The 14,946-nt window shown below is 42.6% G+C and carries 12 protein-coding genes; 7 read left to right on the forward strand and 5 right to left on the reverse strand.

Annotated elements, in window-relative coordinates; genetic code table 11:
- Nucleotides 1-338: 338 nt before the first annotated feature.
- Both BLP46_RS06235 and BLP46_RS06240 read right to left on the reverse strand, forming a co-directional pair.
- Nucleotides 339-2,963, reverse strand: coding sequence for a leucine-rich repeat protein (locus BLP46_RS06235; protein ID WP_092977324.1), 2,625 nt, complete (start codon nt 2,961-2,963; stop codon nt 339-341).
- Nucleotides 2,964-3,227: 264 nt separating this feature from the next.
- A complete protein-coding gene (locus BLP46_RS06240) occupies nt 3,228-4,019 on the reverse strand; it encodes a DUF7674 family protein (protein WP_092977326.1) in 792 nt (263 codons plus the stop codon).
- Nucleotides 4,020-4,215: 196 nt separating this feature from the next.
- On the opposite strand from BLP46_RS06240, the gene murI reads away from it, so the two are divergent.
- Genes murI through argS form a run of 3 tightly spaced genes read left to right on the forward strand, consistent with a single transcriptional unit; the run spans nt 4,216 to nt 7,235 of the window.
- Nucleotides 4,216-5,034: a glutamate racemase gene (gene murI / locus BLP46_RS06245; protein WP_092977328.1), complete on the forward strand. Its 819-nt coding sequence runs from the start codon at nt 4,216-4,218 to the stop codon at nt 5,032-5,034.
- Nucleotides 5,035-5,042: 8 nt separating this feature from the next.
- On the forward strand, nt 5,043-5,489 hold the full coding sequence (locus tag BLP46_RS06250) for a YwiB family protein (RefSeq protein ID WP_092977330.1): 447 nt from the start codon (nt 5,043-5,045) through the stop codon (nt 5,487-5,489).
- A 9-nt stretch (nt 5,490-5,498) separates the two neighbouring features.
- On the forward strand, nt 5,499-7,235 hold the full coding sequence (argS, locus tag BLP46_RS06255; RefSeq protein ID WP_092977331.1) for an arginine--tRNA ligase: 1,737 nt from the start codon (nt 5,499-5,501) through the stop codon (nt 7,233-7,235).
- An 86-nt stretch (nt 7,236-7,321) separates the two neighbouring features.
- On the opposite strand, the gene BLP46_RS06260 is transcribed toward argS, so the two are convergent.
- Nucleotides 7,322-9,670 carry a M28 family peptidase gene (locus BLP46_RS06260; protein WP_167669196.1) on the reverse strand — a complete coding sequence of 783 codons (2,349 nt, stop codon included), beginning with the start codon at nt 9,668-9,670 and terminating at the stop codon, nt 7,322-7,324.
- Between the two features lie 502 nt (nt 9,671-10,172).
- Nucleotides 10,173-10,715: an NADH peroxidase gene (locus BLP46_RS06265; protein WP_173311866.1), complete on the reverse strand. Its 543-nt coding sequence runs from the start codon at nt 10,713-10,715 to the stop codon at nt 10,173-10,175.
- Nucleotides 10,716-11,071: 356 nt separating this feature from the next.
- Between BLP46_RS06265 and BLP46_RS06270 the strand changes: the two genes are divergently transcribed.
- Complete coding sequence (locus BLP46_RS06270) at nt 11,072-11,608, forward strand: N-acetylmuramoyl-L-alanine amidase family protein (protein ID WP_092977337.1); 537 nt, start codon at nt 11,072-11,074, stop codon at nt 11,606-11,608.
- Nucleotides 11,609-11,656: 48 nt separating this feature from the next.
- On the opposite strand, the gene BLP46_RS13030 is transcribed toward BLP46_RS06270, so the two are convergent.
- Nucleotides 11,657-11,833 carry a hypothetical protein gene (locus BLP46_RS13030; protein ID WP_167669197.1) on the reverse strand — a complete coding sequence of 59 codons (177 nt, stop codon included), beginning with the start codon at nt 11,831-11,833 and terminating at the stop codon, nt 11,657-11,659.
- Between the two features lie 46 nt (nt 11,834-11,879).
- Here BLP46_RS13030 and BLP46_RS06275 point away from each other — a divergent pair, with 46 nt between their 5' ends.
- The 3 genes from BLP46_RS06275 to rsmA all read left to right on the forward strand — a co-directional run bounded on the left by BLP46_RS06275 (nt 11,880) and on the right by rsmA (nt 14,946).
- Entirely contained in the window at nt 11,880-12,542 is a 663-nt protein-coding gene (locus BLP46_RS06275) for a lactate utilization protein (RefSeq protein ID WP_092977389.1), read from the forward strand.
- A gap of 230 nt (nt 12,543-12,772) precedes the next feature.
- Nucleotides 12,773-14,095, forward strand: a complete 1,323-nt coding sequence (locus BLP46_RS06280; protein WP_092977339.1) for an RsmB/NOP family class I SAM-dependent RNA methyltransferase — start codon at nt 12,773-12,775, stop codon at nt 14,093-14,095.
- Nucleotides 14,092-14,946: a 16S rRNA (adenine(1518)-N(6)/adenine(1519)-N(6))-dimethyltransferase RsmA gene (gene rsmA / locus BLP46_RS06285; protein ID WP_092977341.1), complete on the forward strand. Its 855-nt coding sequence runs from the start codon at nt 14,092-14,094 to the stop codon at nt 14,944-14,946. Before BLP46_RS06280 ends, rsmA begins: the two co-directional genes overlap by 4 nt.

Below are 14,946 nucleotides of genomic sequence, written 5' to 3' on the forward strand. Positions count from 1 at the left end.
GAAACGGCGTAATTTAAAATTGTGTTCATAATTTGCCTCCAAATCTAATCCTTAGTATTCCTACGTGTTTGATAGGTTTATTATAGCACCAACATTTTCCTCTGTCAACAAAAAATTTTAATTTTTTTAAATTTCCTCTCAAACCCAAATTGCAATATCAAACAGAACACTTTTAAAGCACAAGCCAAAAACATAAGTATAATGCCTGTTTGATAAAACTTAGTATAACAAAAAAGTCGGAACACCCAAAGGTGCTCCGACCCAAATTTAATAATAAAATTTTCTGAACCGACACTCGGCTTTAATGATATTTAAACTGGATTTAAAATCCGCTTAAATCATTTTAAAGCATATCCGGCAAGCAATTTTTGAATTAAAGTTACATCGCTTACATCAGTGCTATTGTCGCTGTTTAAATCAGCAACATCATCGAAATTTCTCATAAAAGTATATAAGTTACCTGACCTCTGAGGATCACTGATTAATTCCTGAAGCTTAGTTGCATCCTTTATGTTTACTTCTCCGTCAAGATTCAAATCTCCGAGAATCGGATTAAGTATCGTAAAACATATTCCAGAATTAACCGCATACTCAAGCGCATAAGTTTTTATATTGCAGGATATTGAGTTAACACCGAGGTTTCCGTCAATATTTGTTACGCTGTCGGGAATAATCAGGTTATCTATAAGTGTGTTAGCGAATGCATCCATTCCTATACTTACAAGATTATTAGGCAACTCAATACCACCCAAAAATGTACAATCTTTAAAAGCTGAAGCCCCGATGCTTGTAACCGTATTTGGAATACTCACATTGCCTAACCTTGAGCAGCCCTCAAACAAACTATCTTCAATACTTGTTAAATTATTGGATAATTCAATAAAATCCAAGTTTATACAATTTTTGAATGCTCCTTGTCCAATATATGTCACGCTGTCAGGAATATATATTGAAACAAGATTCTGGCAATAGGAAAACGCATCACCCTGTATGGTTTCAACCGATTGCGGTATACTTACTGTACTTAACGAGATATTAAACGAAAATGCAGAGTAACCTATTTCTTTTACTGTATCGGGAATCGTAATACTTACGAAGTCCTTTCCATAAAACGCATTGTTGCCAATACTTGTTACAGTATATCCGTCTAAGCTTGAAGGAATTTCAAGATATCTGTCCCCCACAGAATACATTCCTCCGTAATACTGGTTATAGTCATCTGCGTCAAAATTACAGCTTGTAATTTCAATTGTGCCGTCTCCATTTTTGTTATATGAAAACAGCGGTTCACCGTCAATTACAAAAAATTTATAATAGCCTTGACGGGCATATTCCTGAGCGCAGGAACCGCGATAGCCGTATATAGTAAGTTCCGTCGGATTGTCACTATCAAACGCCATACTGCCAATGCTTGTTACACCTTTTGGAATAGTGATTTGTGTTAAGCCTGTCGATGCAAATGCAAAGTCTCCAATAATTGAAAGATTTTCCGGAAGTGAAATGTCGGTAAGACTGCTGCAACCCATAAAGGCTCCATAACTAATTATTATTATACTACTCGGCAACAGTACTGATGACAGAGAAGAACACCTGCTAAATGCTAAATATCCAATTTGTGCAACAGAGTCAGGAATAGTCACAGTGTTTAAGCTTGAACAGTTTTCAAACAAACAGTCTTCAATGCTCATTAATCTATTGGGTAATCCGGCAAATACCAAATTTGTACAATCCCTGAATGCGCCATTCCCGATATATGTCACGCTGTCAGGAATATATATTTGAGCAAGATTATAACAAACAGAAAACGCCTCGCATTGTATAGTTTCAACCGATTCCGGTATATTAATTGTATTTATTGAGCAATTTGAAAATGCAGAGGAACCTATCTCCTTTACCGTACCGGGAATCGTAATATTTACAAAGCTTTTTCCATAAAACGCATTACTGCCAATAATTGTTACGGTATATCCGTCTATGCTTGACGGAATCTCAAGATATCCGTATTCAGTTCCGTTCATTCCGTAATATTGGTTATAATCATCTGCGTCAAAATTACAGCTTGTAATTTCAATCGTGCCGTCACTCTTTATGTCATATGAAAACAGAGGTTCGCCGTCAACCGGAATAAACGCGTAATTGTTTTGGCGGGCATATTCCTGAGCATATGAATTTCGATAACCACGTATTGTAATAGGGTTAGTTTCATCCATAGGTTTGAACGCATCATTACCGATACTTGTTACCCCATTCGGTATAGTAATTTGAGTTAATCCTGTCGTAGAAAATGCCGAGTCTTCGATACTTGTAAGACTTTCGGGAAGCGAAACGTCAGTAAGGCTAGTACAACTCCAAAAAGCCATAACACCGATTGATGTGATATTATTTGGAATTGTAATATCAGTCAAAGCACAGCAACCTGCAAATAAACCGTCGCTGATTGCGGTAAGGACCTCGGGGATATTTACGCTTTCAAGAGCCGTGCAATTATAAAAGACCATCTCGCCGAGTGAAGTCAATCCGTTTGGCAAAACAATTGATTTAAGACTCGGGCTTTGTGCAAATGCAAAATCTCCTATTGATTTTACGCTGTCAGGGATTGCTACATTTTCCAGGTATTCACATTCGGAAAATACATAGGCACCTATTGCCGTTACACTGTCGGGGATTACAATGCTTTTAAAATATCTGTATTTATAGAAAGCATTATCACCGATTTCAGTTATCTTGTAACCGTCAATTTTGCTTGGCATCTTAACATCAACATCGAAACCGACATATTTATCTACAATCGCCGTTCCGTCATCCTTTACGCTGTACTGATAATCACCACTTACAACCGAGTCACTTCCAACGGTCTGTTCATCGGAAATGCTTGCCGCCGAAGTCGGCAGGATTGTAAACACACTTAAGACCATTACAACAGTCAATAAAACCGCTGTAATTTTTTTAAATTGTTTTTTCATTGATATTTACCCTCTTTTAAAAATTGAAATTAATACTTATTAATCTCTTAGTTTAATTTTACATATTTTGGATAAAATTGTCAATATTTTTTGGTATAAACAGCGATAACAAATTGTGTTATGATTTTTTATTCAATATGTATAATGTTGGGATTATGAATCACAATAAAAATTCAACAAAAGACAAAAAATAAAAGAGACGAAAACCGTCTCTTTTAAAACAATATATTAATAATTAAATTTCAACCTGCTCAAACAGCTTAATTACTGCTGAAGAAGAGTGCTTGCCTTTGATACATTCTTTTTCTTTGGCTTTTCGGGCTTAACGGTTTTGTCCTTATACTTGCGGCCGGCAACGGCAGCTTTTGAAAGGTCCTCGTCAAAAAATTCCGAAATAGTTTTAAATTCCTCTTCATCAAGAGAATTTAAAATTACAATAGTGATAATTGAGCGTGTGTCAACGTCGCCGTTGCCATACTGGGTGTTAAATACATTGGCAATTTTTTCGAGCTCTTTTTTGTTTGCACGCTTAATATATGTTGCAATTTTCGGAGCGATATGCTCTTTGGCAAATGTTGCGCCTCGGAACGGATAATAGCAGTCTTCCTCGGTTTTTATTTCTTCCTTTAATTCCGGGAAAAAGGTTACAAAACGCTTTGCAAGAAACTTCGGGTCGGCGTTGCCGTCGTCGGATTTTTTCTTTTTCTGCTTAACCTGCTTTGCACGCTTGATTGCAACTGTTCCCGATACGCCCTCAACAAAATCATTGGCAATGCTTTCTGCGTCCTTTTGGGTAGATACGGTTTCGTCATAAAGCCATGTTGCAAGGGTTTTCCATTCGTTGTCGGGGCCGTCCTCGGTCATTGTGCACGAGCGAAGAATCATCTGTTCTTTGTCTTTAAAATATACAACTGAATAAGCAATATTTGTGCTTGTAAAAAGCGCAACCAGCTCGTTGTCGCTTTCGGCGGCAACTTTTTGTTTTGTGTAGCCGCTTTTTGTCAGTTCTTCTTCAACTCTGCCTACTATTAAATTAAATGCACTTTTAAAATCCAAATTAATCTCTCCTCATCGGATAATATTATTTTTTACATTTAATCAATTATACATTCAAAGCCAAGCCCGTGTCAAGTTTTTTATCTTCTTTGCCGCCGCAATCAAGCCGCCGTATTTTAACCCTCGGCACTTGCAACACGGGGAATAATGTGGTATTATTTGTTTTGTATATCAAAATAAAAAGAGGGTTTTAAATATGTCATCCCGAAACGCAATCGGAGTTTTTGACTCAGGGCTTGGAGGCTTGAGCGCAGTAAAGGAATTTTTGCACGTTCTGCCAAACGAGCAAATCATCTACTTCGGTGACACGGGCAGGGTTCCCTACGGCAACCGAAGCCGTGATACAATCAAAAAATACGCATTTCAGGACGCGGCATTTTTATTGAAACACAACGTCAAAATGATAGTTGCCGCCTGCGGCACTGTAAGCTCGGTTGCAGGCAAAGAGCTTGAATCAGAGCTTCCTGTTCCCTACACCGGAGTTGTTAATCCCACGGCTTTTGCCGCAGCACAAAAAACCAGAAGCGGCAAAATCGGCGTAATCGGAACAGCGGCTACCATAAACAGCCACAGTTACAAGCTCAGGCTTCAAAAGCTAAATCCCGAATTTGAGGTGTTTGAACAGGCTTGTCCGCTTTTTGTTCCGCTTGTTGAAAACGGATTTATCGACAGGAACGACAAGATTACCCAACTTGTGATTGAAAGGTATCTCAAAGACCTGAAACAAAACGGAATTGACACGCTGATTTTGGGATGCACGCATTATCCGCTTTTAAGAGAGGCTGTTTCCGATTTTATGGGCGACAGCGTAACACTGATTGATTCGGGGTATGAAACGGCGGTTTATGCGGCAAAGGTTTTAAAAGAGCAAAATCTGCTCAACAATGATAATTCGGTCAAAAACGCAGAATTTTACGTCAGCGACACTCCCGACGGATTTGAGAGCATTGCGGGACTGTTTTTGGGCCGTGATATGGAACACACGGTAAACCAAATTGATATTGAACAATACTGAGGAAAAATATGGCTGAAAAGGATAAGGAAAAATATATGATTTCCATAATCGGAGAGCAAAGGCTTGACGGTCAAACTGACCGAATTGAGGTGCTTACCGCCGGAAATTATCTTGTAAAAAAAGACCATTTTTATATCGGATACAAAGAGTATGACGACGATGACCCAAATGTTGTCTTTAACAACCTAATAAAAGTTGAGAAGGACAAGGTTACAATCAACCGCAAAGGTCCGATGGGTTCTCAGCTTCTTCTTGAAAGAGACAAACGTCATCAATGCATCTATCAAACAATAGCGGGCGACCTGACAATCGGTGTGTTTACAAAAACGATGAACAGTACCCTTGGCAAAAACGGCGGAACGCTTGAAGTAAGCTATACGCTTGACTTTAACACAGACTTGGTGAGCGAAAACAGCTTTAAAATAAAGGTTGAAGAAAAACACGCAAAAGAATGAGGAGATAATATGGATATGTATGCAAAGGCGGTAGAAAGCCTTAAATCAGCAATTACAAACGCAATTAACAAAGCAATTGAAAACGGAGAACTTCCAAAGGCGGAGATTCCCGAATTTATAATCGAAACTCCTGCCGACACAACTCACGGAGATTTTGCAACCAACGCCGCAATGGCGGGAGCAAAATCATTCAGAATGCCGCCGTTCAAAATTGCTCAGGCAATCAAGGCAAATCTTGATTTGTCAAATACGGTTTGCGAGCGTTTTGAAACTGCCGGTCCGGGATTCATCAACTTTTTCCTCGGCTCTGACTTTTATTCGGGCGTTGTTGAAGAAATTCTCTCAAACCCCGAAGACTACGGAAAGTCCGACTTTGGCAAGGGCGAAAACGTGATGGTAGAGTTTGTTTCGGCAAACCCGACAGGCCCCATGCATATGGGCAACGCAAGAGGCGGCGCGCTCGGCGATTGTCTTGCGGCTGTTCTTGACAAAGCAGGCTACAATGCATACAGAGAATTTTATGTAAACGACGCAGGCAACCAGATTGAAAAATTCGGATGTTCGCTTGAAGCACGTTATCTTCAAATTTTCAAGGGCGATGAAATTGAATTTCCCGAAGACGGATACCAGGGAGCCGACATCACAGACCTTGCAAACGAATACAAGGATATTTACGGCGACAAACTGCTTGATGTTTCTTCTGAGGAACGCAGAAAGGCACTTGTTGATTATGCACTGCCTAAAAACATCAAGAAAATGCAGGAAGATATGGCTGCATACAAAATCACATATGACAAGTGGTTTTTTGAAAGCGAGCTTCACAAAAGCGGTGCCGTAAAAGAGGTTATTGACATTCTCACCTCAAAGGGCTTGACATATGAAAAAGAGGGCGCAATTTGGTACAAAAACAAAGAGGTGCTCACACAAAAGTTCCTTAAAGAGGGCAAAAGCCAAAAATACATTGACAACCTTGAGCTAAAAGACGATGTTCTTGTGCGCAAGAACGGCAACCCGACTTATTTTGCCGCAGACATTGCCTATCATAAAAACAAATTTGACAGAGGCTTTACCACGCTCATAGACATTTGGGGAGCAGATCACCACGGTCACGTTATGCGTATGAAAGGTGCAATGGACGCTGTCGGCTACGACGGAAGCAAACTTAACGTAGTGCTTATGCAGCTTGTAAAGCTCGTTAAGGGCGGAGAGCTTGTAAAGATGAGCAAGCGTACAGGCAAAGCAATTCAGCTTAGAGATTTGCTTGAAGAAGTTCCTGTTGACAGCGCAAGATTTTTGTTTAACACACGTGAGGCAAACACACAGATGGATTTTGACCTTGACCTTGCGGTAACTCAGGACAACCAAAACCCTGTTTACTATGTTCAGTATGCCCACGCAAGAATTTGCAGCATATTCAAGGCTCTTGCAAAAGACGGCATTGCACCTCGCAAGTGCACTTCGGAAGAGCTTGCGCTTCTTACAACGTCCGAGGAAAAAGAGCTTATCTCCCACCTTGCTCTGTATTCAAGTGAAATTTTCAGTGCCGCAAAAGACTACGACCCGACAAAAATTACACGCTATGTAACAAAAACCGCAACTCTGTTCCACAAGTTCTACAACGCCTGCCGAGTTAAGGGCGAAGACGAAAGTCTTATGCAGGCAAGGCTTGCGCTTTGCGACTGCACAAGGGCGGTAATCAAAAACGTTCTTACCATGTTTAACATCTCTTGCCCTGACAGTATGTAATTACAAACATTAATAAATATAACACCATAATGAAATGACCCCCGCCGTTAAGACGAGGGTCATTTTATTTGTCTGTGAAAACTATTTTATTTTTCCCTGTATTTTCGTGCCCACACTATCGTAAGTGCAGCGCCTAAGGCAACTACAAGGGCTACCCAAACAAACAGCAGATTATCGGCTCCGGTCTTTGGAGCGTTTGTTGCAGATGTGGCAGATGCAGTTGATGCGGTCGAAGAATTGTTCGGCGCACTTGTGCTGCTGACGTTCTGTGAGTTTGCCGACGCAGTCGGTGCGGTTGAAGATGTGTCCGGCACAGTTGTGCTGCTTGTCTCCTGCGGATTTGTCGGCGCAGCAGTTGAAGCGGATGCAGTAGAATCTGCGGTGTAGACAGCGTTAACAGTCAAATCCGACTCAATTGAGCTGAAATCGTTTATATCCCAATAGGGCGCAGTTTCCGTGTAGCCGTCCTTTGCGGGAATCTCGGGGATATCGGTCAACGCTTCACCTGAGCGAACGGTTTTCTGTGCAACCGTTTTTCCGTCTGCGATGAATGTAACCGTATAAGTCTTGTACACATCAATTGTGTAATCGGCGGTGTTTCCAAAAATATCCGTAACCGTTACGGTATGCTGTGCATTGTCAGCAGGTATAGTATAACTGCCGTCATTGTTCAGAGTAACTTTTTGACCGTCTACCGTTACATTATCTCTGTAATTGTAGGCAACTGTAAATTTAGTGTCCCCGTCATATGTTCCTTCGTTTTCAATTCCGTCAACGGGCTTTGCCGCAGTGTTGTAAACCGAAAGCGCAAATACGCTTGCCAAAATCTGTGCACGTTCAATGCTGTAATCGCCCGAATACGGCTCAGTTTCGTCGAGAACGGTAAAGACGTCCTCGTCAGACGGCCATTCATAAATGTCGCCAATTGAATGATAGTTCTGTTCGGTCACGTCGTTGCGACCGTCGCCAATGTTATCGCCCCAGAAAAGGTATACCGAAGGGATCCCCTCGCCAAAAGCAAGTTTTTCCGTTCCGTTGGCACCTGTTGCACCTGTAATAGAAGCGTGATCCGAGCAAGAACCGAAATATTGCAAATCCAGAATATCTTCCGGTCCTCTTGTCCACCAGTCTGAGAATTTTCCGTCTGTATAGTTCCAGTAGCGTTCTGCCTGTGCCTCCGCAACATCTGCGGCGGTGCTTTGAAGCGGGTTGCGGTTTTCGTCACGGTACGGCGTATGAACCGTCAAAACGCTGTTGCGTTGCTGAGATGTCGCAGCCATATCCATATTATAGTAAGCTACCACATGGTTTACGCCCCAATTATTCGGGTACAAAAATTCGCTGTAAAAATATTTTGAACCTACCAATCCGTCCTCCTCGGCTGCCCAGAGGGCAAAAATAACGTTATAATCCGTTGGAATGGATTTCAGTGCTTTTGCAATAGCCAATACGTTTACGGTACCTGACAGGTTGTCGTTTACACCCTCTGCGCCGAATACACTGTCACGGTGTGCACCGACAATCACATATTTGTCGGACGGTGTTTCCGCTTCTTTTACGGCGAGGATATTGCTTGTATGCGTATTGCGGCGGTTCACAACGGTAGCGGTTGTGCTGCCGACAATATCATGGCAGGTCAGCGACTTAACGATTTGTCTACCGTCAAGGTAGGAAGCCAGGATAACCGGGATATTAATCTCCTCTCCGGAAGTGGGCGCCGGGAATGCACGTTCTCTGGATGTTCCGCCTTCTGCCGAAACCGTGTATTTACTGTAAAAGAATACGACGGCAACGGCCCCTTTTTCTTGCAGAGTGCGGGCAACATCGGCGTATTCGGTGCTGTTACGATCCCATTCTGCCTTACGGTTTGTCAAAACGATTTTGCCTGAGATGTCGTTTGCTTCGGCTTCGGCCGCATCATCAACCGATTCTAAATAAACCGTTTCTCCTGAAATTTCGGGCGTATTGTATCCCTTGTATACGCTGGTATCGCTCCATGCAGGTGCGAGCGCAGAATATTCACGGCCGTTGATAGTAATGGATGCGCCGATACGGCTGTTCACCGCTTTGCTGTCGGAGATAGTTTCAAAATAATCGTCCGTGCCGTCAATGGATGTGGCAGGTGAAAACGGTTCGTATCCGAGCGTTTTCAACACGCCTGAAAAATATTCCGCACTTGCCTCGTCAGCCGGGGTTCCGGCTACGCGCGGTCCGATGTTTTCGTGGACGTATTCAATGTTTTCCAAAATAAAGTCGGTATCAATTGCGTTGAGCAAATTAAGTTCCGTTTCGCTGAAGATGCCGGCGTTGTCCGTTTCATCGGCAAACGTAACCGAAATACTGCCAAAAAGCAGAGACAATGCGAGCAGCGCGCTGAGAAGCGGCGCACCCCAGCGAGTGAAACGATTTTGTTTATGTAAATGTACGGAAGTCATTTTTATCACCATAAAATTCAAAAATTTGAATTTCCTTTCTGATTCATCAATTTATTTTCGTAATAAAAAGGAAGCCTGACCTGCGGCTTCCCAAAAACAATGGTTCATTTGATTAATGCAGACCCAATCTGACGAGACACGTCACATTCGGGACATACAACATCGCATGATACCGCCGTCTTTGGGTTGCATCATACACATACACCGATATTCGTTTGCTTTTCCGTTGTGAATGGTCGTCATTGAAAGTGCCTCCTTTGTTGTCGATGTGCTTATTATACATCATCAAACTTCATTTGTCTAATAACATATAGGTATAGTAGGTTATAGAAAAAATCAATAACCGTACGATATTTTTGGCAGAAGCTCGGCAGATATCAAAACAGCTAACTCAGCACATGGGGAAGAATAATGCTCCTTTGATTCCAGTAAAAAAGGCTGCACCAATTGGTACAGCCTTCGAAATTTTAAGTTTTAAGAATGTATATCCGCAATTTGCAGATTACTTAAAATAGCGGTTCAAAAGTCCCTTGAAACCTGCGCCGTGGCGGGCTTCGTCCTTAGCCATTTCGTGAACGGTGTCGTGAATTGCGTCAAGGTCCTGAGCCTTTGCACGCTTTGCAAGGTCAAACTTGCCCTCACAGGCACCTGTTTCGGCGGCAACACGCATCTCAAGATTTTTCTTGGTGCTGTCGGTTACAACTTCGCCCAAAAGCTCGGCAAATTTAGCTGCGTGTTCTGCTTCTTCAAAAGCATACTTTGTAAATGCTGCGGAAACTTCGGGATAACCCTCTCTGTCGGCAACTCTTGCCATTGCAAGATACATACCAACCTCGCTGCATTCGCCCTCAAAGTTTGCTCTGAGGTCTTTGAGAATGTCTTCGCTTACGCCCTTTGCAACGCCAACTTCGTGAACTGTTGCAAACTCTGCTTCTTCTTCCATTTTCTTAAACTTTTCAGCCGGTGCCTTGCAAACAGGGCACTTCTCCGGCGGTTCCGGACCTTCATAAACATATCCGCATACTGAACAGACCCATTTCATAATAATAACCTCCTAAAATGGTATTTAATACTGTAAAAATATGACAAATTATCAGTTTGTCGAAATCATTTTATCACACAAAATATACATCTTAATTCCGACACAGAATTATAAAAAAACCTTTTGTATATAATTTTTCACAACTGTATATCTTAACGCACGGCGTTTTTTACCCGAACCAATGCCCTGCCGTCTCAAATGCCGATACCCTTTAACTTAGATGGTATTTTATGTACCATTAAAAAGAAACTGAATATAATAATATCAAAAAGGCAATGTCACACAAATGCGTGCAAAAACAACCAAAAGTAAAAAGCGCATTGTGCGGCGTTGCCTAAAGCTTTGAAAGAGGAGATTTTATGCCAACAATTTATCTCAGCCCGTCACTGCAGGAATTTAACCCGTACAGCGGCGGAGGCAATGAAGAATACTATATGAACCTTGTCGCCGACGCAATGGAGCCGTATCTCAGGGCAAGCGGAATAGACTTTTCCCGAAATGACCCCGATATGACGCTTTCGCAGGCGATTGCGGATTCCAACAAGGGTGACTACGACCTGCACCTTGCGATTCACAGCAACGCATCTCCGCCGGCAACCGCAGGACAAAACACGGGAGCCGCAATTTATTACTACCCGACCAGCACAAACGGTCAGCGTTTTGCAAATATCATCAAAGAAAACTACCAGAATGTGTATCCGAACAAGGTTCAGACAATCCCCACAACCTCGCTTGCCGAAGTTCGCCGCACCAAATCTCCGTCTGCGCTTGTGGAGGTTGCCTATCACGACAACCCGACCGACGCAATGTGGATAAGAGACAACATAAACAATATTGCAAGAAGCCTTTCACAATCGGTAGCGGAGTATTTGGGCGTGCCGTTTGTTGAACCGTGATTAACTTTGACCTAATCTTAACGTGAATATTTTTCTCATCAAAACAATTCAGCCGCTCTGTTTTTTGCAGGGCGGCTGTTGCTTTGACAAAGTTTTTGAGTTATAATCATAGTAAAGATACCTAACGCTTCTAAGGCGGGTGGTGCATATCGGAGTTTCGGCGGGATTTACAATCTGCCGACGAATCCCTGAGGAGCTAAAGCTCCTTCCTTGCAGACGAAGCATATATTGCTCCGATTTAAATTTTTATTCTATAAAAAGCGGTGATATTATGACAGACGAATTAAAAGCAAGGGTTGAAAAAACCATAAAAAACCTTAAAAGAAACAATATGGACGCTTATTTCTGCGAAAATGCGGAAGAAGCAAGAGAGCTTGTAAAAACGCTGATTAAAAAGGGCGACACAATCACAAACGGCGGTTCAGCCACCCTAAAGCAGACAGGCGTTTACGACATAATAAGCTCATCCGATTATAACTATCTTGACCGCAGCCGTGAGGGCATTACCCGTGAAGAGGTAGAGGAAATCTATCTCAAAGCATTTCGTGCGGACGCTTTCTTTACAAGTGCAAACGCAATTACCGAAAACGGCGAGCTTTACAACGTTGACGGCAACTCAAACCGTGTTGCGGCGATTCTTTACGGCCCAAAAAGCGTTGTTGTGGTTGCAGGCGTAAACAAAATTGTAAAAGACATTGACGAAGCAATTTATAGGGTAAAAACCATTGCCGCTCCGCAAAACACGGTAAGGCTGAACCTTGACACATATTGCAACAAAACAGGAAAATGCGTTTCTCTGCAAAAGGACAACCCCGAGCTGTGCGACGGATGTCATTCGGCAGGCAGAGTATGCTGTAATTATGTAGTGTCGGCTCAGCAAAGGCACGTTGGACGAATCAAGGTAATCATTATCGGAGAAGAATACGGATATTGATAACAAATATACAAACAAAAAAACAAACCGTGTCGTTTAAACACGGTTTGTTTCCGGCAGGAGTAATGTAATTACTTGCAGTCCTGCTCTTTTTTGTTCTGAGAATTGTTCTGATTCTTGTTCTGGTTGTTGTTCTGGTTCTTATTCTGGTTGTTGTTCTGGTTGTTATTCTGGTTCATATTAACACCTCCTTGTGCCTTTATTATTAACGAAATTTATGGTAATATTCAATGAATGATTTTTTATTTAGAATGAAATCTTTTTTAGGCGATGAATTTGAAGAATTTCTCAGGTTCTATTCCGCCGAAAATTTCAGAGGACTGCGTGTAAACACCCTAAAGTGCACAGCCGAAAAGCTTAAAAGCCTGATTGGCTTCACGCTGTCGCCCACACCGTTCTGCAAAGACGGTTACTATATTCCAAGCGGAACAGAGGGGCTCGGCAACAATCCCCTGCACCACGCCGGAGCCTTTTATATTCAGGAGCCGTCGGCAACGTCGGCGGTTGAGATGCTAGGTGTTGAAGAGGGCGACTTTGTGCTTGATTTATGTGCGGCTCCGGGCGGAAAAAGCACCCAAATCGGCGCAAAGCTGAACGGAACGGGACTTTTGTGGAGCAATGAAATCGTTAAAAGCAGGGCTAACATTCTTCTTTCAAACATAGAGCGAATGGGAATAGCCAATGCGGTGGTCTCAAACTGCCATCCCGACGTTCTTTGTCAAAGGCTTTCGGGACAATTTGACAGGGTGCTGGTTGACGCACCGTGCAGCGGCGAGGGAATGTTCCGCAAAAATGACGAAGCGCAAAACGAATGGAGCGTTGAACACGTAAAAAGCTGTGCCGAACGCCAGCTTTTGATTCTCAACAGCGCAAAAAACGCCCTGAAAAGCGGCGGAGTTATGGTGTATTCCACCTGCACGTTTTCTCAGGAAGAAAACGAGGGCGTTATCACAAAATTTCTTGAAGAAAATCCCGATTTTGAGCTTGAAGATTCGGGAGTAACGTTTGGCAGAAAGTCGCTTGAATACGCCAGAAGAATTTTTCCTATGGACGGAGGCGAAGGACACTTTGCCGCACGGCTGAGAAAATCTGGAAAACATTACAAAACATCCGTAAATCAAAATTTCAGTCAAAAACCTGACGCCAAAGCCACGGAATTTTACGACAGTATATTTAAAAATCGTCCGTTCGGCGAGAATATTATTACCGCAAAAGATAAAATTATAATTTTGCCGAAAGCTCTTATTTTTGAAACAAAAGGGCTGCCGATTCTCAGAGCAGGCATAATTTTGGGAGAAATTGCAAAGAACAGAATTGAGCCGCACCACAGCGCATTTATGGCGGCAAAGCCCGACGACTGCGTAAGCTTTGTTGACCTTGACGTAAACGACAAAGAAATAAAGGCGTTTCTTCACGGCGAAGAAATTCCCATTTCATCTGAAACGAAAGGCTATACGGCTGTGTGCGTGAACGGAATGACAACGGGATTCGGCAAAGCCTCAAACGGCAAGCTGAAAAACAAATATCCGAAAGGACTGCGAACTTTGAAATGAACAATCTGTCAGATATAGGTGTAATAAAAGAGATTTTGGGCAGGCACGGCTTTACCTTTTCAAAATCTTTGGGACAAAACTTTTTAATAAATCCGTCTGTCTGCCCGAGAATGGCGGAACTTTCGGGCGCAGGCAAAGGCGTCGGAGTTATTGAAGTCGGTCCGGGAATCGGAGTGCTTACAAACGAGCTTTGCAAGCTTTCGGACAAAGTGGTTGCCGTTGAGCTTGACAAAAGGCTGCTGCCTGTTCTTGACGAAACGCTCAAAGAATACGATAATATAAAAATAATAAATGCCGACGTGCTTGAGCTTGACTTAGGAAAGCTTATAGCACAAGAATTTGACAGTATGGATGTTGTGGTATGCGCCAATCTCCCCTACTACATAACCTCTCCCGTAATTATGAAATTGCTTGAAAGCAAACTGCCCATAAAGGCAATTACGGTTATGGTGCAAAAGGAGGCGGCACAGAGAATGTGCGCCAAGGTGGGCTCAAGAGAAAGCGGAGCCGTAACCGTTGCCGTTAATTATTATGCAAAACCGAGTATGCTGTTCGGCGTAAGCGCAGGTTCGTTTATGCCTGCGCCAAAGGTTGACTCGGCTGTAATGCGGCTTGACGTGCTCAGTCAGCCGCCGATTGAAGCCGACGAAAAAAAGTTTTTCTCGGTTGTAAAGGCGGCATTTTCTCAAAGGCGAAAAACCGTTGCAAACTCGTTAAGCTCGGGGCTTGGAATTGAAAAATCCGAGGTTATCGCCATGATTGAAAATTTGGGTATTCCGACAAATGCAAGAGCCGAAAAGCTGAGTATGCAGAACTTTGCCGACATTGCAAACTGCCTTGAGAAAGGATGA

This window comes from Ruminococcus sp. YE282 (assembly GCA_900101355.1).
Lineage (GTDB): Bacteria > Bacillota > Clostridia > Oscillospirales > Acutalibacteraceae > Ruminococcoides > Ruminococcoides bromii_A.